We start from the raw sequence: 20628 nt of genomic DNA, 5'->3' as shown, positions 1-20628 counted from the left end.
AACCAAATTTTGACTATTCGTTCGGACGAACTAGCTTAACGACTTTATCTAAAACACCGTTAACGAACTTATGACTATCATCGGCACCAAATGATTTTGCTAACTCAATGGCTTCGTTAATGATAACGCGATAAGGCACGTCTTGAGATTCAGTTAATTCAAATACCGCAACGCGTAGGATCGCTTTTTCAACGTGATCAACATCTTTAAGTGGTCGAGCAACATGCGGAGATATTTTCTCATCAATGCTGCTAACCTGTGCTGAAACACCACGAAATAATTCCTGAAAATAAGGAATATCAAAACGACGTGCGCTATTTTCAGTCAAAAAATTCAGCTCAATTTCAGCAATATTGTTTTGACTTAACTGCCAAGAGTAGACAGCTTGTACTGCCAACTCTCTGGCTTTTCTTCTAGGTGATGGTTTCACAAATTTTTCCTGTTATAACTTATCAAGCACGTTAACCATTTCTAAAGCACTTAATGCTGCTTCAGCGCCTTTATTGCCCACTTTAAGGCCGGCACGGTCAATAGCTTGCTCAATAGTGTCGGTGGTGATAACACCAAAAGCCACGGGTAAAGTATACTCCATTGCCACTTGTGCTAAGCCTTTATTACATTCGCCAGCAACAAAATCAAAATGAGGCGTTCCACCACGAATAACGGCGCCAATAGCAATAATGCCATCGTATCCACCTTTCGCAGCAATTTTCTTAGCAGCAACTGGTAACTCATAAGCACCAGGTACACGGATTACTGTAATGTCGTTATCGGCAACATTACCATGGCGTTTAAGTGCATCTACAGCACCTTCAAGTAAACTTTCAACAACAAAACTATTAAAACGAGAGACAACAATTGCGAATTTCTTACCGGTTGCATCAAAGTTAGCTTCTATGACATTCATTTCAAAATTACCTACTGATAAAAATTGCCGCAATTCTAGCAAATTGCACGCCACTGAGGAACTCGTTTTAACAAATTTATCTGAAATTAGGCTTCGAAAGTCAATATTTAACATTTATTGTCGTTTGCAGTAACTTGGGCTTGAGCCCATCAAGGTAAATATAAACCAAAACCGACGGCATAAATGCCGACCTACAAAACATCCATCAAATTCTACCGTGGAGCTTGCAGGTTTTTGTAGGTTGGGCTTTAGCCCATCAAGGTAAATAAAAAGCAAAACCGACGGCATAAATGCCGACCTACAAATAAATTGAATTCCAAAAAGGGTAATCACCAATATTATTAACCAGTCCCTTTCTTAATGGATTAGCAATAATGTACCTAGCTAATTTCTTTCTGTTGTCATCAACTCTCAGAGCATGATCATAAAATGATGGCTGCCGAAACCTCTCTTTCTGTCCGCGTTCTTTGTTAATAATAAAGCTACTATTTCCTTTAAGCGCTCCAACTATTCTAGGTAATGTTGAACCCTTGATATTTAATCGCAATAAACCATGAAAATGATCAGGCATTAAAACCCAACTCATCCAAGTGCAACTGTATTTAGCTTCATTAATGTTTATTTGCTGAGAAAATACACAAGCTAAATTGAAATCTGTAAAATGTGGGATTTTATTGTAGGTATTGAAAGTAACAAAGTATTCACCATGCTCTTGAGTATATCGTCCTTTACGTAAATCACTCCATGACATAAAACCTCCTTGTTGTTTATTTTCCTGTAAGTTAAGTTTAGCGCATCATATTAAGTTAGTCCCTTTAGAGGTATTTGTCGCCTAAAACGACGGCATAAATGCCGACCTACAAAACATACATAAAATTCTACTGTGGAGCTTGCTGGTTTTTGTAGGTTGGGCTTTAGCCCATCAAGGTACATATAAACCAAAACCGACGGCATAAATGCCGACCTACAAAACATGCATCAAATTCTACCGTGGAGCTTGCAGGCCTTTGTAGGTTGGGCTTTAGCCCATCAAGGTAAATATAAACCCACCTAAACCGACGGCATAAATGCCGACCTACAAAACATACATAAAATTCTACCGTGGAGCTTGCAGGCCTTTGTAGGTTGGGCTTTAGCCCATCAAGGTACATAAAAACCTAAACCCACCTAAACCGACGGCATAAATGCCGACCTACAAAACACGCACCAAATTCTACTGTGGAGCTTGCTGGTTTTTGTAGGTTGGGCTTTAGCCCATCAAGGTAAATATAAACCTCAAACGACGGCATAAATGCCGACCTACAAAACATGCATCAAATTCTACTGTGGAACTTGCTGGTTTTTGTAGGTTGGGCTTTAGCCCATCAAGGTAAATAAAAAGCAAAAACGACGGCATAAATGCCGACCTACAAAACATCTATTAAACTAATGTATTTGCTCATGGCACATTAAGCGCCATTTTTGTATCATAGGGTCCTCTAGTGTTTATCTGTATATTTACTTAAAATTTTATGACTATTTATTTTTCTTCCAATAAAATACCGGCTCTGCATGAATTTAGCTTACATCAACGGCAAGCGATTTTAACTCTGGCACAAGCTAAGCTTTCTGCGCCTGAAAAATTTATATTGAATATTATTAAGTTAATGCTGCTGTTACCGCCATTTCTGTTTATCGCGAATTTACAAGGCTTTGCCTTGGCAGCTTCTGTGGCGGTGGTGTTGATTGCCTATTTCGTACTGTTAAGACCTATTATGTTGTATTTTGCACAAAAACATCTTGATAAAGCGATTGCCCAATATAAAAAAAGCGAACATTAGTTCGCTTTTTTATTCCTACTTATGATGACAAATGTATTAAGGCTACATTCCTTCTAGCTCTTCTAGGTAGGCGTCAATATTTTCTTCTTCTGCTTGGTTAACTTCGATCGGTGGATTACCGTCATAAACCTTGTATTGCATATTTTGAAAATAGGCGTTTTTGACAAATTCATAAGGGTCGATGGCATCCCTTAAAATGGCTTCTTGATCAGCAAACGACGCTCTCGCTTCTAAACCGATAATACCGGCACGTAATAAATTAGGCCAAAAATCGATCACCGCAAGTGGCCAGTAATAACTATCAACAAAATCCCCTACTTCTTCACGCACTGATGAAGGACCAAGCGCAGGCACAACTAAGAAAGGGCCATCACCAACACCATAACTGCCGAGTACTTCTCCGAATTCTTCTTCTTGTCGACTCCAACCAAAGTCACTTGCGGGGTCAAAAAAGCCTAATAAACCCACCGTTGAATTCAAAACAAAACGTCCGGTTGATTTTGCTGCATCAGTGAATTTTGCTTGTAACAAATGGTTAATGATTGTTGAAGGTTCGTTTAAGTTAAGTGCCATGTTAAGAACACCTGTACGTAAGTCGGTCGGCATATATTCAACATAACCTTGAGATGCTGGTCTGAATACGTATTTATCTGCATAGTCCCAAGTAAAAGTCCAAAATGGTCGGTTAATAGCTTCTAACGGATCTTTGGGATCAGAGACAGTTTGCTCTGACGAAGGGGTTGTGGAACACGCCGTTAGAAATAACGAAAACGTTACGGTTAATATAAGTTTTAGACTAAATATTGCTTGAGTTTTCAATGCAATGTTTTTTATTCTGTTCACTGCTCGGTCCTTGTTTACTAGCCGTTTAACGCTTTGTCTAACGGCTAAAAATAATATAGTTTTTTTTCAGTCGTGCAGTTTACCACGAGCTGTATAATAATTTTATTTTAAAATGTAACTTTAAAATAAAATTATTATACAGCGGCGCAGCAAGTTGAACGGTATTGATAACGATGATTATTCTGCAGTTTTTTGCCGATGCACAGAAAGCAACATTTCGGCCTCGGCTCTTGGTATATCGCACTCACGCATAATTTCAGCAATGTCGGCGCCGAGCTCAACCAATTTTTGTGCGCGTGTATAGAGTTTATCTTCTGGTTGCTGGTGTAAAAGCTGTTCGATGGTTTGGAGTTGGCTATTGAACTGTTCTTGAGCTACTTTGATGCGATGCTCTAGCTGCTTGCTAACTTGTTCATTTTCTATTTGCGATTCACTGCATTGTTGTTGGTTGCTTTCTAACTGAGATTGGCTATTGGCAAGTAAATCCTGTAATTCTACCAGCTGTATTTCTTGACTAGTTACCTGTTGTTGTAACGCTTCTATTTGCTTCGTAAAACGATTTTTTAGTGCCAATAACAGCATGGCAACAAGCATCACAATGGCGAATGCGATTAAGCTGATTAAGTTTGCAGGGATATTTTCCATAGTATAATTAAGTTCGCTGGGAATAAAAGCCTGCACCTGCAGGCTTATTGGCTGACGTTAGAATTGTTTTAATTCATCCCACTCGTCATCAGAGAGTAATTTATTCAAATCTACTAAAATGAGTAATTCTCCTTCTCGGTTTGAAACACCTTGGATAAACTTAGTACTTTCGTCGTTACCAACATTTGGCGCAACATCAATATCTGATGCTTTTAAATATACCACTTCAGCGACACTATCGACCAGAATACCAATAACTTGCGTTTCAGCTTCAATAATCACAATACGCGTATTGTCGGTTATTTCAGCTGACTCAAGGCCAAATCTTGTGCGAGTATCTATTACGGTAACTACATTACCGCGTAAATTGATAATACCCATAACATAGATTGGCGCACCTGGAACCGGTGCTATCTCACTGTAGCGCAAGACTTCTTGTACTTGCATCACGTTAATACCATAGGTTTCGCTGTCGAGTTTAAACGTTACCCATTGTAGTAACTCATCATTGATGTCTACCCGTTCACTTGCATTGCGTCTTTCATCAGACATACTGCTGACCTCTTTAAATTTCGGTTTCTTAAAATACTTATGCACTAAGTATACTGGCAAGTCTCAGATCATCAATTATTCTTGTCTTATATTTGCGCCTTTTTCCAATAACTTAATTAAGGATTCAATATCTAACAGTGCGCACATGCGATTTTTTACTAACCCTGCAAGCCAAGGACGTTTGTTTGTTTTGTCTATCCATTTAACATCTTCTTGTTTGAGCGTTACCGTATCGACTAACTTCTCAGCCATTAACCCCCATGGTGAGTCACTTAACATGATAATATATTGGTAGTTTAGCGCCGACATTAAAGCTTCATCACATTTTTCAGGCATTACCCAGAGGGCGGTGTCAACCACATTAACTTTTTCGTCTCGGTGCAGCATTACGCCTTTAAACCATTCAGGTTTGCCCATCAATGGCGTGGTTTTATCCGTATTATGGATACCCCCTAGTTCGACCAGCGGTACGGCGATCTGTAACCCTGCCACGTCAAAAAACATCGCCTGAAAGTCGCCTTCTCGATAACTTAGCTTCTTGACCGCCGCAAAACCGCCGGCACTTTTTTGGGTTTTAATTTCATTTACGTTAACTTCAATCGGCTGTAATTCTGATTTTAACTCTGATTTTAATTCTGGCTTTAACTCAGGTGCTTTAAGCGTAGGTTTCGACGCAGCTTTTGACTGAATGGGTTTAACAGCCACTTCAGTTATCGTCTGCTCACTACTTATTGCAGCTTGCTTTATTTTTTTATGCGCCGATTTTGCTGAAGTCAATGGCTTGGTATTGTCTGGTTCAGCCAACTGTGGGAAGGTTGCACTATTGAGTAATTTTTCAAGCGGATGAGTTTGCTTCTCTTTAACGGGCAGTGCGGGTTTTTGCTCTACCTCTTCCGTAAGCAATTCTGACAAATAGCTTTGCATTAATTCTTTACTTGCCGCTAAAGATTTTGACATGGATTTACTTACTCTTGGTGTTTAAGTTAACTAAATATTTTAGTAAATTGCGATAAGCAATGATACCACGAGACTTTGCAGCAAAGTCTGAAGGTACCTTTTGTGCGTCACTAGCATTACGAAAGTTAGTATCAATGGGGATTACCCCTGGCCAAACTGACTCATCGTAAAGTGCCTGTAGTTTTTGATAAGACAATATTGAAGCTTTTGTGCGTTTATCAAACATGGTCGGGACAATGGTATATTTGAATGCTGTTGGTTGCTGTCCTTGCATAATTTCTAAGGTTTTCATCATGCGGTCTAAACCCTTAAGTGCCAAAAATTCAGTTTGTACCGGGACAATAATTCTATCGCTGGCCGCTAACGCGTTAACCATCAATACCCCTAAAACTGGCGGGCAATCAATCAGTACATAGTCATATTCATCTTGAATTACACGCAAGGCCTTTTTTAACACTAAGCCCATCCCCCCTTTATTGCCCAGTGAGCGATCCAGTGTTGCTAAACCCATAGTAGCCGGCAGTATATCGATATTATCATAACTTGAAGGGCATAAGCTTTGCATGATTTGTTCTTTGTTAGCTACCTGCATAAATAAGTCGTATACGCTCAGCTCTAAGTCTTCAGATTCAATACCAAAATAATAACTTAGTGAGGCATGAGGATCGGTATCAACCAGCAAGACTCGATTACCTTGTTCGGCTAATAAACCCGCCAAGGCAATAGTTGACGTAGTTTTTCCTACGCCACCTTTTTGATTTGCAACTGTCCAAACTACCAAGTGAAATTCCTATTGTTCATTATTTTTTTCTTCGAGCGGATTAGCAACTTCGTTATTAACGTTAGGCTCAGCCCTTGTGGTAATGCGAATACCACCATTATCAAGTCGGATAATACGAATTTCGTCATCTTCTTTTTCAGTGCTAATGTTTTTAATCGCTTCAACATCTTTTACTGAAATAGTTGGTGTTGCCAATAAATTGGCTTTTTCTAAACCATATTTAGAAATCGCAATAACAACACGCCGATTTTTGGCTCGCCCTGTGGCCGTAGCATTGTCTGCACTTGGATAATATTGGCCATAGCCTTCAATAGCCATACGCGCAGGATTTAAGTTTAACCCTTCTAGCACACGTAAAATTGCCGTTGCTCTAAAAACGGATAACTCCCAATTAGAGGAAAAAATTTCAGTATCGATCGCTTGATTATCGGTATAACCTCTCACCCTAATGTAATTACTTGAATCGGCAATAATTTGATATATAACCGTCAAAATATCTTTTGCAGCATTAGTGGGAGACGAAGAACCGCTTGGAAATAATAAACCGCTATTTAATTCAATTTCCAACCAGTCGCCGTCTATTTGCAGTTGTGCATATCCCGACTCAACGAGTTCGTATAATGCTTCATGAAGATCTTTTTCCAAAGATGTTAACGTTGTGCCAACTTGTGCATCTGACACATTAGATAAAGTGACTTCACCTGAAACAAGTTCAGGTCCGGCGTCTTCCAAAATGCCATTACCAAATAATCGCTTATTAGTTTTGGAACTATTAACCGGTAAAATGTCATCACCATGACCACGATTTTTTGTTTTCTCGTTATTTGCTTGAAAAACACGGCCAATTGATTCTGTCGCCGTTTCAAAAGGCTCTTCATCAATCATCGCCATGGCATATAACACGACAAAAAGCGCGAACAGCAACGTCATATAGTCAGCATAAGAAACTAACCAACGCTCAACATTTTCATGTTCTACTTGATGGCGTCTTGAGCGTAAGCGGTTCATTGCTCTAACCGAAATGCCGATAGTTTATTTTCAATGGCATGTGGATTTTCTGCTAAGGCAATAGAAACTAGCCCTTCCGTCATCATTTCACGATACATTGTTTGCTGATGAACGATGGCTTTAATTTTATTGGCCACGGGTAAGTAGATGAGATTGGCAAATCCAACACCGTAAATAGTCGCAACAAATGCGGTGGCAATGCCTTGCCCCAATAATTGCGGATCGGCTAAATTTGACATGGCATGTATTAAACCCAGTACAGCCCCTAAAATACCAATGGTTGGACTGTAGCCTCCCATTGACTCAAATACATGGGCAGAGCGTAAGTTATGTTCACGATATAAATCTAAATCTAATTCTAGTGACACTCTTAGGTTTTCAACCTCTACACCGTCGACAAGTAGGTTTAACCCCTTGTTAACATAGAAGTCATTTTCTTCTTCGGCAATATGTTCTAGAGACAAAAAACCAGATTCACGGGCTTTCTCAGCCCATAGCACAATAGACTCAATGCCTAATTCAATATTATATTTAGGCGGGAAAAACAACCATTTGAGTAAGGTCATTGCATGTGAAAATTGGCTTTGTGACGACTGCAACATGACCGCGCCGAGCGTGCCACCAAAAACGATAATAAATGCCGGAAGTTCTAATAAGGAAGATATTGAGCCTCCATCAATAATAAAACCAAAATAAATTGCCAAAATGGCAACAAATAATCCCGTTATACTTAGTTTATCCATGCTGTATTTCCTTAAGAATTGCAGATGGAAAGCTTTCAAGCGCCAGTGATAATTCAGATATTCCAGCAACCGTTACCGCTTGGGGCATACCATAAACAACACAAGACTCTTCGTCCTGCGCCCAAATAGTTGCCCCCTTACTTTTTAATAATCGTGAACCTTCACGACCATCAGCGCCCATTCCGGTTAATATAATGCCTAAAACATTGCCGCCAAACACTTTAGCCGCTGAAGCAAAACTAATATCTACACTGGGTTTGAAAGCAATCCGCTCAGAATTGTCTTCCAGTATTCTCAGTTTTGCTGCATTTTCTGTACCATCAATTAGCATTTGTTTACCACCAGGTGCTAAATAAGCATGACCAGGTTTTAAAATGTCACCAGAACTTGCTTGTTTTACCTTTATTTTACACAGGCTATCTAATCGGTTAGCAAAGGCTAAGGTAAAAGTCGCTGGCATATGCTGCACCATAATAATTGGCAGAGGGAAGTCTTGAGGCAATTGGGTTAAGAGCTTTTGTAATGCAACAGGCCCTCCTGTTGAAGTACCTATTGCTAATAATTTGTATTGTTTACCAGAACTTTTTCTTAACGTTACACTTTTGCGCGCGCTAATTGTTGATGCAGCCCTCGGTCGAGTTGAATCACCTGCTTTAGCTTTCGCTTCAACCACAGCTCGTGATCGAAAAGTCGATATTCGAGGTAAAGTGGCACCTTTTTTTCTCGCTAATAGCTTAACCCGCTGACGTAATAAGCTGCCTGCGTCTTCAGTCGTTTTGGCTATTTCATTAAATTTTTTCGGCAGAAAATCTAATGCCCCAGCATCTAATGCTTCTAGTGTGGCTTGGGCGCCGGAATGGGTTAAAGAAGAGAACATAATAATGGCAGTTGGTGCTTTTGCCATTATCTGTTTAACCGCGTCAATGCCATTTAATAATGGCATTTCTATATCCATGGTGATTACATCTGGCTTTAAAGCAATGGCCTTTTCAACCGCGTCGATGCCATTAATAGCAACATCGATTACCTCGAGATCAGGATCGCTGTTGAGAATATCCGTTACTCGGCGTCGAAAAAAACTGGAGTCATCAACCACCAATACTTTAAAGGACATTTACAATCTATTTCCTGTCTTGATTAAGTGTTGTTACACCTAAATATTATGAACGTAATTTTTTATTCAATACCGATTTTTTAGCATAAAATTTCAGCATGTTGGGGACATCAATAATTAAGGCAATACCACCGTCACTTGTTATTGTTGCACCCGCCATACCTGGCGTGCCATGTAATAATCTGTCTAACGGTTTAATCACCACTTCTTCTTGACCAATTAACCTATCAACAACAAAACCAATTTGTTGATTACCTAGCTGGACAATAACCACATGACCGCGTTCTCGTGGCTTTTCTACATAATCTCTCACTAACCACTGATCAAGATAGAATAATGGGATAGCTTTTTGACGGACAATAATAGTTAGCTGTCCATCGACTTGGTTAGTTTTAGTCAAATCAAGGTGGAATATTTCATTCACAGCGGCTAAAGGTAGTGCAAAGGTCTGCTTACCAATCACTACCATTAAAGTGGGTAATATTGCTAACGTTAACGGTACCTTAATTTCAAGTATGGTACCTACGCCCATTTCTGAGTCGATGCTGACAGTACCATTTAGCTGGGTGATTTTTGTTTTAACCACATCCATACCAACGCCACGCCCTGATACTTCTGAAATTTCAGTTTTGGTTGAAAAACCCGGTGCAAAGATAAGGCTAAACGCTTCTTTGTCAGACATACGTGCAGCGGCGTCTGCATCTAAAACACCGCGTTCTATGGCAATTTCTTTGAGTTTTTCGGCATTCATACCGGCGCCGTCATCACGAATAGTGAGGAGAATGTGATCGCCTTCTTGTGATGCTGATAAAACAACAACACCTTCTCGGGGCTTACCAGAGGCTTCTCGTTTGTCAGGGTCTTCAATACCATGGTCAACCGAGTTACGCACAAGATGCACTAAAGGGTCGGCTAAAGCTTCAACCAAGTTTTTATCTAAATCGGTTTCTTCGCCTTCTAGAATAAGCTTTATTTCTTTATTAAGACTTCGGGCTAAATCACGTACTACACGAGGGAAGCGACCGAACACTTTCTTAATAGGTTGCATACGCGTTTTCATTACCGCGCCTTGCAAATCAGTGGTTACAGCATCTAAATTTGATACCGCTTTGGTTAATTCTTCATCTTCTTTGGTCATACCTAAACTAGTTAAGCGATTACGCACTAAAACTAACTCACCGACCATATTCATGATTTGATCTAAGCGTTTGGTGTCAACCCTAACGGTTGTTTCATTTTGGGCAGCCTTTGCTGGTGCCGGTTTTTTGTCATCTACCGCTGCTTGTTTTGCTGCAGGCTTAATTTCTGGTGCTTTAGGTGCAGGTGCACTTGCCGCTTTCGCAACCGGTTCAACTTTCGCTGTGGGTTTTTCAGCTGCTGGTGTTTGTGCTTGAGGACTTTTCCCTTTGCCGTGCAGTTCATCAAGTAAGGCCTCAAAATCATCATCATTAATTTCATCGGGTGACGTTGAGTTTGCAGGTTTCGCATTTGTTGCGCTTACAGTAGGAGAAAAAGCACCTTGACCATGAAGTTCATCAAGTAATGATTCAAATTCATCGTCTGAAATATCATGACTGTTTGATGTGCTCGGCGGTGCGGAATCAGTAGCACTTGACGTTGGAGCACCACCACCATGAAGCTCATCTAATAAGCGTTCAAATTCATCTTCTGACATTTCGTCACTTGAACTACTATTAGCTAGCTGTGCGCTGGCCTCAGGAGTTGCAATAGGCGTTTCAACATTCGGAGCTTCTTGGCCTTCAGGCTGAGATAAGCGATGAAGTTCGGCTAACAAGCTAGGTGAGGCGCTTGTGAGTGGCTCTTTATTTTGCACTTGCGTGAACATTTCGTTAATCGTGTCAAGTGATTGGAGAATGACATCCATTAACGATGGGGTGACTGATCTTTGCTGATTCCTTAAGGTATCGAAAACATTTTCTGCGCCATGGCAAGCATCCACTAATTCAGCAAGTGATAAGAAACCAGCACCACCTTTTACCGTATGAAACCCCCTAAAAATGGCGTTAAGCAATTCGGCATTATTCGGGTCATTTTCAAGCTCAACTAATTGCTCAGACAAGGACTCAAGTATTTCTCCAGCTTCGATTAAAAAATCCTGAAGAATTTCCTCATCTTGTTCAAATGACATTTAGTAACTCCTATTAAAAACCTAAACTTGATAATAAATCGTCAACGTCGCCTTGATTCGAAACAACATCGTTTCGAGTTTGGCTGTTCATGATTGGGCCTTCGACTAAGTTCTCACCCACTTTGGGTAGGTGATTCGGTTTATTTTGTTCCGATGAAATGCCAAACGCAGTCAACATGCTTATTAAGCTGACTTCAACCTCGCGCACTAAATCAATGACCTTGCGAATGACTTGACCGGTAAGGTCTTGAAAGTCTTGCGCCATCAAAACGTCGGTCATTAAGCGGTGAATTTTATTTGAATCTTTTTCGGTTGTTTTCAGTAGCCCGTCGATATCTATACATAAAGCCTTGAACTCACTGATATTAAGCTCATTGTGCATTAGTTTCTGCCACAGTGGTTTCACGCTACTTATTTGTTGTTGAATTTGATCAACAACCGGAAAAATAGCTTCAACCGCATCCATAGTTTTATTCGCTGCTTCTTCCGTGCGGCTAATAACAAAATTTAACCTTTCTTTTGCATCTGGGATTTCAGCATTAGCTAAGTCACTCAAACGTGAGTCAATTTGAAAATTATTCAAAGAGTCATGCAATTGACGGGTTAACTTGCCTATTTCTGCAAACAGCTCAGAATTAATCGGACTTTGAATTTCTGCGATTAACTCATCAGCTTTATCTTGTTGATCATTTTCAATATATTCGACCAACAATTTAGCTTGCTCTAATGAAACATGGACACTGGTATTTTTACTCATATGACGGCCTTGCGAAATAAAAATTGATGACTAACCAAGTCGTTCGAAAATTTTATCAAGCTTAGTGTTTAATGTTGCAGCAGTAAATGGTTTTACGATATAGCCATTAACGCCAGCTTGTGCCGCCATGATAATTTGTTCTTTCTTCGCTTCAGCCGTTACCATCAAGACCGGAATATGAGATAAATTACTATCAGCTCTAATCGCTTTAAGTAAATCAATGCCTTGCATACCCGGCATATTCCAATCAGTAACAACAAAGTCAAAATTACCATCTTTAAGCATCGGCAATGCCGTATTACCATCATCTGCTTCTGAAATATTGGTAAAGCCTAAGTCACGTAACAAGTTTTTGATTATTCGTCTCATTGTTGAGAAATCGTCAACAACAAGTACTTTCATATTTTTATCCAAGACACCCTCCGGTGAGAACATTTAAAATTCTACGATATTATTATTCTACTTAACTTTGCCAAGATTGCATACGAGCTTTTAATCGATGCATCGCTTGACTGTGTATTTGGCTTACCCGAGATTCGCTCACATCAAGTACTTGACCTATTTCTCTAAGGTTAAGCTCTTCATCGTAATACAATGACAGTACTAAAGCTTCTCGCTCTGGTAAAGAGGAAATACATTCTGCCAGTGATTTTTTAAAGAAACTATGTTCAATATTAGCATAAGGTTCATCTTGATGATGGCTGTGGGCGACTTCAATAACATCTTTGCTGACACCTAGATCATCAATGCCAAGTATTTTTCCTGAACTGACTTCATTTAGTATCTGATGATATTCATTTATGGTGATATCAAGTTTTTCTGCCACTTCAACATCGCTAACATCGCGCCCATGTTCAGCTTCTAAGTTCTTTATGGCTTCGCTGATCATGCGACTATTTTTATGGACTGAGCGGGGAACCCAGTCACCACGACGAATTTCATCAAGCATGGCGCCACGAATACGAATGCCAGCAAAAGTTTCAAAACTAGCACCTTTGCTATTATCAAAATTATTGGACGCTTCAAGTAAACCTATCATGCCAGATTGAATAAGATCATCAACGATAACACTGGCAGGTAATCGGGCAAGTAAATGATAAGCAATGCGCTTCACAAGCACAGTGTGTTGCTCCAACAGAACCGATTTATCAACACTATAAGTATGTACTTTTACCACTATAGCTCACTTATTTGTTGGTTAATGTTCTAGCAATTGCTCAATAAAAAATTCTAAATGCCCTGACGCTTGCTTCGGCATTGGCCAGCTAATAATATTTTTGGCAAGCGATTTAAAGCCGATTGAAGCTGGTGAATCTGGATATGCTTCGACAATTGCTTGTTGTTTTCTAACCGATTTACGAATATTTTCATCATAAGGGATAACCGCGACAAGCTCTAAAGTAACATCTAAAAATCTATCGGTAACTTTAGAGAGTTTAGCGAATAAGTTTTGGCCCTCTTTCGGGCTGCGCACCATATTTGCCACAACTTTAAACTTGAATAAGCCGTGATCTCTGCTGAGCAGTTTCATTAAGGCATAACAGTCGGTAATTGAGGTGGGTTCATCGCACACAACTAATAAAACATCTTGTGATGCTCGGCAAAAACTTAAGACCATATCGGAGATACCAGCGGCTGTATCAACAATTAAAATATCGAATTTAGTTTGCATATCACTAAAAGCACGAATCAGCCCAGCATGCTCCGATGGGGTTAAATCTACCATCGATTGTGTGCCCGACGTGGCCGGAATAATATTAATACCCGCGGGACCTTGGATAATAATATCATCAAGTTCACATTCGCCGGATAACACATGAGACAAGTTACGTTGTACGCGCAATCCTAGCATGACATCAACATTCGCTAATCCTAAGTCGGCATCAAGCACTAAAACGCTCTTACCTAATTTAGCTAAGGAAATTGCGGTATTTAACGAGACATTGGTTTTACCAACGCCACCTTTACCGCCAGAAACTGCTATGACTTTTATAAGTTGGGGATCTTGCATTTTTCTTAAGCCGCTCGCTTGATCTATCATCTAAGTAACTTCTCTATATAATACCAATTGAAATAAATATTCAATGGATATAACTGCTCTGCCTATTGTAAAGTGACTATACTGCTACGGCTGATACAGGTGTCCGCCAGGAAACAGTTCCTGAGCTTTGAGACTTAATTGCCATTCTATCTGCAAGCGTAACCAATTTCTCAGCATTTGCAACCTTAATATCTTCCGGAACCCTTTGTCCATCAGTAAGATAGCCAATAGCTAAACCATTTTGTAGTGACGTGGTTATAATTTCACCAACACTCAAGCTTTCATCTAATTTCGTATAAATACAGCCTGCCAATGGAATTCGCTTAAAACGCTCAACATTTTCTTGCATTACACGCTGTTGCGTATTGGCTGCTAACACTAAGTAATTGCGAATTCTAACACGAGCATTCGAGATTAAGGTAGTCAAATGCTCTGTTAGGCGCATATCTCTTTGCCCCATGCCAGCAGTGTCTATCAAAATTAATTTCTTTTGTGCAAACTGCTGTAATAGGCTATCTAACTCATTGCCGTCGTTAGCAAGCTTAACTTGGCAACCAATAATGCGACCGTAAGTGGCAAGTTGCTCAAAGCCAGCAATTCGATAGCTATCAGTTGAAATTAATACCACTTGGTCAGCGCCGTGAATTTGTGAAAATCGAGCGGCTAACTTCGCAATAGTCGTGGTTTTACCAACACCTGTTGGGCCCACTAGAGAAACAACACCACCACGTTGAATAATGTCATTGTTAGTCGTGTTTAATTGTTGCGCTATTATGTGTTTTGCTTGCTGCCATGCATCTTGTTCATTGGTACTAGCCGGAACGTAACCAGCAATTTGATCGGCAATTTGTTCATTAAGGCCCATGGCCATTAACTTATTAACTAAGACTGCGCGCATTGGATCTTTCTGTGCCATATCTTGCCACATTAAGCCCGACATTTGATGTTCTAACAGCTGGCGAATTGAAGACATTTCTTTTTGCATGCGGTCAAATTCACTGCTATTTATTTGACGTTCGCCATGAGAGCTCATTTTCTCAGAAGCCGCCATTGATTGATCAATCGCGTCATGGAAGTTTATATTATTTGATTCATTTTGAGCGCCACTAGGTTGCTGATTAACAGCGCCCTCAGGCGTTTCCAATTCCGTAGTTTGCTCTAAACGCGTGGTGAAATTTTTAAATTGTTGCTCAATATCTTGTGGTACACCACCCTGCTTAGCATTAGCTCGCGGGTTAACTTTTGTCGATGAGTTTTCTATTTGACTATTAAATGCACGGGTTGCAGGTGCTTTATCATAGCCATTTTGCTGTACTTGTCGGCTAAGTAAGGCGGCTAAACTGTCTGCGGGTACGTTTGCAGCTTGTTCAACTGGCTTAGGTGCACTGCTAATCGCCACGGTATCTTCGGCTATATCGACTGGGTTAGCTGGCTGTGCATTTTCCGCAGAGCTCAACTCATGGTTATGATTATGCTGAGCAGGAGCCTTGGCAGGCTTTACACTTTGGTTATAATCAACCGCCGCCATTAATTCGACACCTTCAGCAATCTTTTTATTAGACATAATTACCGCGTCGACACCCAATTCATCTTTAATTTGAGCGAGTGCGCTTCTCATATCTTTTGCTACATAACGTCTAATTTTCATCGCCAACCCTTATAATTCAGTACAACTACGTTGAAATATTTGTTTACTGGCCGATAGCACTGACAATTTTAATTTGTTTGTCATCCGGAATTTCTTGATAAGAAATAACACGTAACCCCGGGATGGTATATTTCACAAATTTAGCGAGTACTGAACGTAAAATGCCTGACGTTAATAAAATAGGTGTATCGCCAGCCATTTCTTGCTGTTGTGCACCTTCGGTCAAAGATTTTTGTAGTCGTTCTGCTAAACCTGGTTCGATACCTGCGCCATCGTCTCCAGCCATTTGCATAGACTGGTGCAACATTTGTTCCAACTCTGGTGACAAAGTTATGACAGGTACTTCAACCGTTGGCCCAACCAACTCTTGAACAATGAATTTTCGTAAGGTTATGCGCACAGCAGCCGTCAGAACTTCAGGGTCTTGGCTCTTAGGACCATACTCAACTAATGTTTGAATAATACTGCGCATATCTCGAACTGCCACGCCTTCATTCATTAAATTTTGTAAAACCTTAACGATAGTCCCTAATGACAATACGTCAGGGATCAAACCTTCAATAAGTTTCGGATAACTTTTTTCTAGCATATCAAGTAGGTTTTGAACTTCTTCATGGCCTAATAATTGTGCGGTATTATTAGTTAAAATTTGACTTAAATGTGTAGCTAGTACGGTGGCTGCATCAACAACAGTGTAACCCAGTGATTGTGCATGCTCTCGTTGATCTTGTTTTATCCATACAGCATCTAAGCCAAAAGCTGGATCTTTTGTCGCAATGCCGTCGAGCTTGCCAAAGACTTGACCTGGATTAATAGCTAACTCATTATCATGGCGAATTTCTGCTTCTCCAACAGTTACGCCCATTAGCGAGATACGATAACTGTTAGGGTCTAAATCTAAATTGTCGCGAATATGTACCGCAGGTACTAAAAAACCAAACTCTTGTGAAAGCTTTTTCCTGACACCTTTAATACGATTAAGCAATTCGCCACCTTGGGCTTTATCCACCAAGGGAATTAAACGATAGCCTATTTCAAGACCGATAATATCCACATGGTTTACATCGTCCCAGCCAAGATCTTTAACATCAGCTTCTTGTTGTATATTTTGCGCTTCGGCCACTTGACTATCTTCGACAAGCTGCGCAGCTTTAGCCACCTTGTATTTGCTGCTAAAAAAGGCAACGCCGCCAATTAATACCGCAAACGTTAAAAAGGCAACGTGTGGCATACCTGGCACTATACCCATAACGAACATAACGCCTGAAGCAATATAAAGTGATTTACCTTGCCCAAGTTGACTACTTACTTGCTCGCCCATGTCTTGAGAAGTGTTTTGACGAGTAACGACGATTGCCGTTCCTACTGACAGCAATAGTCCTGGAATTTGTGCTACTAAACCATCGCCGATAGTTAATAGCGTATAAATTTCTACCGCACTATCAAACGAAAGATCATGCTGGACCATACCAATAATTAAACCGCCGACAATATTGATAAAGAGAATTAAAATCCCGGCAATAGCATCGCCTTTAACAAATTTACTCGCACCATCCATTGAGCCATAAAAATCGGCTTCACTGGTGACTTCAACTCGGCGTTCACGCGCTTCATCTGCCGTGATAAAACCGGCATTTAAATCCGCATCGATAGCCATTTGCTTGCCTGGCATAGCATCTAAGGTAAAGCGCGCGGTGACTTCAGCAATACGTCCTGCACCTTTGGTAACTACAACGAAATTGATAATAATTAGAATAGAAAAAACTACTAAACCAACCGCATAATTGCCACCAATAACAACCGAGCCAAAAGCTTCAATAACTTTCCCTGCCGCATCGGGACCTTCATGCCCCTCCAGTAAGACCACACGCGTACTGGCAACATTAAGCGCTAAGCGCAAAATAGTCGCAATTAACAGTACCGCCGGGAAAGAACCAAATTCCAGTGGTTTTAAGGTATAAACCGTGATTAATAAAACCACCAGTGACAGCGCAATATTGAAAGAAAAGAGAATATCTAGCAATAATGCTGGCATAGGTAAAATAACCATACCCAGCGCCGCCATCACGAGGAATGGTGTGCCTAGACCTGAAAGTAGGTTAAGTTTTTGTTTTTTTAAATTATTAAAAGTTGCGGCTAACTGCATGAGCTCTTAGGGATAATTTTTTGACATATCTTTTGAAAAGCAATAATCAGACCAATTAGAAAAAAATCAGTTAGAAGCTGTCAGTTTTAAGCTGTCAGTAAACCAAAAAAATTCACATCCAGCAGTTGAGCGAACTGCTAGTGTAATAAGTAGGGTCAGATACACATTAAATTGTAATAAGTAGGGTCAGATACACATTAAATTGTAATAAGTAGGGTCAGATACACATTAAATTGCAACCGCTTAGCCCAATGGGGTCAGTGTTAATGAGCACTGGCTATTAGCAACCTAATTAAAGTGTATCTGACCCTACTTTTATGTTGCAGCGATTAAGATTTGAAAAGGGAATAGCTGTCAGCTTAAAATAAGTAGGGTCAAAATAAGTAGGGTCAGATACACATTAAATTGCAACCGCTTAGCCCAATGGGGGCAGTGTTAATGAACACTGGCTATTAGCAACCTAATTAAAGTGTATCTGACCCTACTTTTATGTTGCAGCTATTAAGATTTAAGAAGGGGATAGCTATCAGTTAGAAGCTTCTAACTCTCTTTAATTGATAGCTGACAGCTTAAAACTAAAATCTAAAAACTAAAATTCGTTAATATCGAAATTCATCCGGGATAGGTAGGTTTTTGGCTACGGCTTTAGGTCGTCGCGCTTTACCTTTTTTGTGAGCATTAAGCTGAAAAATAAAGGCCAGAATTTGCGCTACAGCGGCGAACAATTGTTCTGGAATTTCTTCATTGGGCTCTGCAGTGTAATAGAGAGATCTCGCTAATGCGGGTGATGCTACAATCTCAATATTGTGCTCTTTGGCGATGGTGCGAATGTGTAAAGCCATTTCATCGATACCTTTAGCCACCAATACTGGAGCTCCGCCGACTTCGGCATCATATTTAAGCGCCACGGAGTAATGTGTCGGGTTGGTGATCACTACGTCAGATTGAGGCACGTCTTGCATCATGCGCCGTTGTGACATCTCATATTGTGCCCTTCTTACGCGACCTTTGGTTTCGGGGCTACCTTCTGAGTTTTTCATTTCGTCTTTGATTTCTTGCTTGCTCATTTTCAATTGACGATTATGATTCCACACTTGATATGGCGCATCAATAACCACAATAATACCAATGGAAAGTGCTAACGCCAAAAACATCCACATCAGTAGTGACACCGCATGAGAAAAGTTATTCGGGATATTTTCAGTACTTAAATTCACAATTTGACCGAACAAGCTGCTCAATAACAAATAAGCTGAAATAAAAACCACAAAAAACTTTAGAATCGACTTTATTAGTTCAACATAAGCCTGCACGCCAAACATACGTTTAAAACCTGCCATCGGCGAAAGTTTGCTGGCTTTTGGTGCCATAGCTTGCCAAGAAAAACTGATACCACCCAGTATCATATTGCCAATTAATGCGGCAAAAACGATGATAATGTGTATCCAAAGAAATGGCACCATTATCGCGCTTACCCCATCGCTAGCCACTTGATATAGAGCATGCACATCCATGGTTTCTCTACGATTTAAGCTAAAAAGACGGGTCATCATTGTAGATAAACCTTCAACTAAGGAACTCCCCAGCAGCATTATAGCGAGGGCTGCACCGACTAAAACAAACATAGTGCCTAAGTCTTTCGAGCGCGCAATTTGGCCTTTTTTTCTCGCGTCAGAAAGTTTTTTTGCCGTCGGTTCTTCGGTTTTTTCACCACTGTCAGACTCTGCCATTAGGGTGCTGCTCCGCAATCAATAAGATAACAACTAAAATCTAAGGCGCGTTGCCATTGCATTACAAAGTGACTATAAAAATTGCCCATGGTTAACCACATAATTAACAGTCCGGCACACATGGTAATGGGAAAGCCGATAGCAAAAATATTTAATTGCGGTGCTGCTCGCGTCATGATGCCGAATGAAAAGTTAATCAATAGCATCGCCGTTAAAGGCGCAATAGCGAGTGATAATGCGGTAGCAAACATCCAGCCTCCCCACTCGGCAATCTCTTTAAACTTGATACTGGAAAATTCAGGAGCGGGAATAGGAATGGTGTCAAAACTGGCGACAACAAACTGCAAATAAGCTAAATGACCATCCATCGCCCAAAACAACAATGACGATAAAATTAGAAAGAATTGACCTACCGCTGGCACGCTGGTTCCACTAGCAGGGTCAACCAATGATGCGAAACCTAAACCGGTTTGCATAGCGATAATTTGCCCCGCTAAGGTAAAAGTATTGACTACCATTACCGTGACAAAACCGAGCATAATGCCAATAATCATTTGCTCGCCAATCAGCAACGCTGTCGCTAATGAAAACAGATTATCAACACGAGCGGGTGGTAGCGCTGGCATAACGGCCACAGTTATCGCTAAACAAAAAAACAGTTTTACTCGCCCAGGAATGGCTTTTGCACCTAGGCCTATCATTGACATTACCATGGCTGAAATACGCGCAAGTGGCAGCAAGAAGTCAGCCATGCTTTGATTAATAACTGACTCAGTAAACTCCATGG

General features: G+C 40.4%; 21 protein-coding genes. 1 reads left to right on the top strand and 20 read right to left on the bottom strand.

Going from position 1 to position 20628, the window contains the following annotated elements; translation table 11 throughout:
- Positions 1-13: 13 nt before the first annotated feature.
- The 3 genes from nusB to B5D82_RS01755 all read right to left on the bottom strand — a co-directional run bounded on the left by nusB (position 14) and on the right by B5D82_RS01755 (position 1658).
- Positions 14-430, bottom strand: a complete 417-nt coding sequence (nusB, locus tag B5D82_RS01765) for a transcription antitermination factor NusB (RefSeq protein ID WP_081148736.1) — start codon at positions 428-430, stop codon at positions 14-16.
- A gap of 12 nt (positions 431-442) precedes the next feature.
- Positions 443-907, bottom strand: coding sequence for a 6,7-dimethyl-8-ribityllumazine synthase (gene ribH, locus B5D82_RS01760; protein WP_081154239.1), 465 nt, complete (start codon positions 905-907; stop codon positions 443-445).
- A gap of 298 nt (positions 908-1205) precedes the next feature.
- Positions 1206-1658 carry an REP-associated tyrosine transposase gene (locus tag B5D82_RS01755; protein WP_081148734.1) on the bottom strand — a complete coding sequence of 151 codons (453 nt, stop codon included), beginning with the start codon at positions 1656-1658 and terminating at the stop codon, positions 1206-1208.
- A 760-nt stretch (positions 1659-2418) separates the two neighbouring features.
- On the opposite strand from B5D82_RS01755, the gene B5D82_RS01750 reads away from it, so the two are divergent.
- Positions 2419-2727, top strand: a complete 309-nt coding sequence (locus B5D82_RS01750; protein WP_081148733.1) for a DUF6170 family protein — start codon at positions 2419-2421, stop codon at positions 2725-2727.
- A 42-nt stretch (positions 2728-2769) separates the two neighbouring features.
- Here B5D82_RS01750 and B5D82_RS01745 read toward each other — a convergent pair whose 3' ends face one another.
- From B5D82_RS01745 to fliR, 17 genes are all read right to left on the bottom strand, one after another.
- Complete coding sequence (locus tag B5D82_RS01745) at positions 2770-3570, bottom strand: MlaA family lipoprotein (RefSeq protein ID WP_245807536.1); 801 nt, start codon at positions 3568-3570, stop codon at positions 2770-2772.
- A gap of 177 nt (positions 3571-3747) precedes the next feature.
- Complete coding sequence (locus B5D82_RS01740) at positions 3748-4215, bottom strand: DUF2802 domain-containing protein (protein WP_081148731.1); 468 nt, start codon at positions 4213-4215, stop codon at positions 3748-3750.
- 57 nt (positions 4216-4272) lie between these two features.
- Positions 4273-4767, bottom strand: coding sequence for a chemotaxis protein CheW (locus B5D82_RS01735; RefSeq protein ID WP_081148730.1), 495 nt, complete (start codon positions 4765-4767; stop codon positions 4273-4275).
- A 75-nt stretch (positions 4768-4842) separates the two neighbouring features.
- The gene (locus tag B5D82_RS01730; RefSeq protein WP_081148728.1) at positions 4843-5724 is read right to left on the bottom strand and encodes a chemotaxis protein CheW; all 882 of its coding nucleotides are present in this window, start codon (positions 5722-5724) and stop codon (positions 4843-4845) included.
- Between the two features lie 4 nt (positions 5725-5728).
- Positions 5729-6505, bottom strand: coding sequence for a ParA family protein (locus tag B5D82_RS01725; protein ID WP_081148727.1), 777 nt, complete (start codon positions 6503-6505; stop codon positions 5729-5731).
- A gap of 9 nt (positions 6506-6514) precedes the next feature.
- Positions 6515-7513 (bottom strand): flagellar motor protein MotB, encoded by a 999-nt coding sequence (locus tag B5D82_RS01720; RefSeq protein WP_081148725.1) that lies wholly within the window; start codon positions 7511-7513, stop codon positions 6515-6517.
- A complete protein-coding gene (locus tag B5D82_RS01715) occupies positions 7510-8256 on the bottom strand; it encodes a flagellar motor protein (RefSeq protein WP_081148724.1) in 747 nt (248 codons plus the stop codon). Before B5D82_RS01715 ends, B5D82_RS01720 begins: the two co-directional genes overlap by 4 nt.
- Positions 8249-9370: a protein-glutamate methylesterase/protein-glutamine glutaminase gene (locus tag B5D82_RS01710; RefSeq protein WP_081148722.1), complete on the bottom strand. Its 1122-nt coding sequence runs from the start codon at positions 9368-9370 to the stop codon at positions 8249-8251. The genes B5D82_RS01715 and B5D82_RS01710 overlap by 8 nt, the downstream gene beginning before the upstream one ends.
- Positions 9371-9416: 46 nt before the next feature.
- Positions 9417-11519 (bottom strand): chemotaxis protein CheA, encoded by a 2103-nt coding sequence (locus B5D82_RS01705; RefSeq protein WP_081148720.1) that lies wholly within the window; start codon positions 11517-11519, stop codon positions 9417-9419.
- A 13-nt stretch (positions 11520-11532) separates the two neighbouring features.
- Entirely contained in the window at positions 11533-12276 is a 744-nt protein-coding gene (locus B5D82_RS01700) for a protein phosphatase CheZ (RefSeq protein ID WP_081148719.1), read from the bottom strand.
- Between the two features lie 30 nt (positions 12277-12306).
- Positions 12307-12690 (bottom strand): chemotaxis response regulator CheY, encoded by a 384-nt coding sequence (gene cheY / locus B5D82_RS01695; protein ID WP_081148717.1) that lies wholly within the window; start codon positions 12688-12690, stop codon positions 12307-12309.
- A gap of 49 nt (positions 12691-12739) precedes the next feature.
- On the bottom strand, positions 12740-13453 hold the full coding sequence (locus tag B5D82_RS01690) for an RNA polymerase sigma factor FliA (protein WP_081148716.1): 714 nt from the start codon (positions 13451-13453) through the stop codon (positions 12740-12742).
- Positions 13454-13474: 21 nt separating this feature from the next.
- Entirely contained in the window at positions 13475-14317 is an 843-nt protein-coding gene (locus tag B5D82_RS01685; protein ID WP_081148714.1) for a MinD/ParA family protein, read from the bottom strand.
- Between the two features lie 76 nt (positions 14318-14393).
- Positions 14394-15965, bottom strand: coding sequence for a flagellar biosynthesis GTPase FlhF (flhF, locus tag B5D82_RS01680; protein WP_081148713.1), 1572 nt, complete (start codon positions 15963-15965; stop codon positions 14394-14396).
- 43 nt (positions 15966-16008) lie between these two features.
- Complete coding sequence (flhA, locus tag B5D82_RS01675) at positions 16009-18111, bottom strand: flagellar biosynthesis protein FlhA (protein WP_081148711.1); 2103 nt, start codon at positions 18109-18111, stop codon at positions 16009-16011.
- 599 nt (positions 18112-18710) lie between these two features.
- Positions 18711-19841, bottom strand: coding sequence for a flagellar biosynthesis protein FlhB (gene flhB, locus B5D82_RS01670; RefSeq protein WP_081148708.1), 1131 nt, complete (start codon positions 19839-19841; stop codon positions 18711-18713).
- Positions 19841-20626: a flagellar biosynthetic protein FliR gene (gene fliR, locus B5D82_RS01665; RefSeq protein WP_081148707.1), complete on the bottom strand. Its 786-nt coding sequence runs from the start codon at positions 20624-20626 to the stop codon at positions 19841-19843. Before fliR ends, flhB begins: the two co-directional genes overlap by 1 nt.
- Between the last annotated feature and the right edge of the window lie 2 nt (positions 20627-20628).

It is taken from the genome of Cognaticolwellia beringensis (assembly GCF_002076895.1).
In the GTDB taxonomy this organism is placed as follows: domain Bacteria; phylum Pseudomonadota; class Gammaproteobacteria; order Enterobacterales; family Alteromonadaceae; genus Cognaticolwellia; species Cognaticolwellia beringensis.
Note: the sequence above shows the minus strand (reverse complement) of the source record. Positions and strands in the feature narration are given on the sequence as shown.

Coding starts and splice junctions, on each gene's coding strand:
- ribH (WP_081154239.1), bottom strand. CDS start 907: ATGAATGTCATAGAAGCTAACTTTGATGCAACCGGTAAGAAATTCGCA.
- B5D82_RS01755 (WP_081148734.1), bottom strand. CDS start 1,658: ATGTCATGGAGTGATTTACGTAAAGGACGATATACTCAAGAGCATGGT.
- B5D82_RS01750 (WP_081148733.1), top strand. CDS start 2,419: ATGACTATTTATTTTTCTTCCAATAAAATACCGGCTCTGCATGAATTT.
- B5D82_RS01740 (WP_081148731.1), bottom strand. CDS start 4,215: ATGGAAAATATCCCTGCAAACTTAATCAGCTTAATCGCATTCGCCATT.
- B5D82_RS01735 (WP_081148730.1), bottom strand. CDS start 4,767: ATGTCTGATGAAAGACGCAATGCAAGTGAACGGGTAGACATCAATGAT.
- B5D82_RS01730 (WP_081148728.1), bottom strand. CDS start 5,724: ATGTCAAAATCTTTAGCGGCAAGTAAAGAATTAATGCAAAGCTATTTG.
- B5D82_RS01720 (WP_081148725.1), bottom strand. CDS start 7,513: ATGAACCGCTTACGCTCAAGACGCCATCAAGTAGAACATGAAAATGTT.
- B5D82_RS01715 (WP_081148724.1), bottom strand. CDS start 8,256: ATGGATAAACTAAGTATAACGGGATTATTTGTTGCCATTTTGGCAATT.
- B5D82_RS01710 (WP_081148722.1), bottom strand. CDS start 9,370: ATGTCCTTTAAAGTATTGGTGGTTGATGACTCCAGTTTTTTTCGACGC.
- B5D82_RS01705 (WP_081148720.1), bottom strand. CDS start 11,519: ATGTCATTTGAACAAGATGAGGAAATTCTTCAGGATTTTTTAATCGAA.
- B5D82_RS01700 (WP_081148719.1), bottom strand. CDS start 12,276: ATGAGTAAAAATACCAGTGTCCATGTTTCATTAGAGCAAGCTAAATTG.
- B5D82_RS01685 (WP_081148714.1), bottom strand. CDS start 14,317: ATGATAGATCAAGCGAGCGGCTTAAGAAAAATGCAAGATCCCCAACTT.
- flhF (WP_081148713.1), bottom strand. CDS start 15,965: ATGAAAATTAGACGTTATGTAGCAAAAGATATGAGAAGCGCACTCGCT.
- flhA (WP_081148711.1), bottom strand. CDS start 18,111: ATGCAGTTAGCCGCAACTTTTAATAATTTAAAAAAACAAAAACTTAAC.
- flhB (WP_081148708.1), bottom strand. CDS start 19,841: ATGGCAGAGTCTGACAGTGGTGAAAAAACCGAAGAACCGACGGCAAAA.
- fliR (WP_081148707.1), bottom strand. CDS start 20,626: ATGGAGTTTACTGAGTCAGTTATTAATCAAAGCATGGCTGACTTCTTG.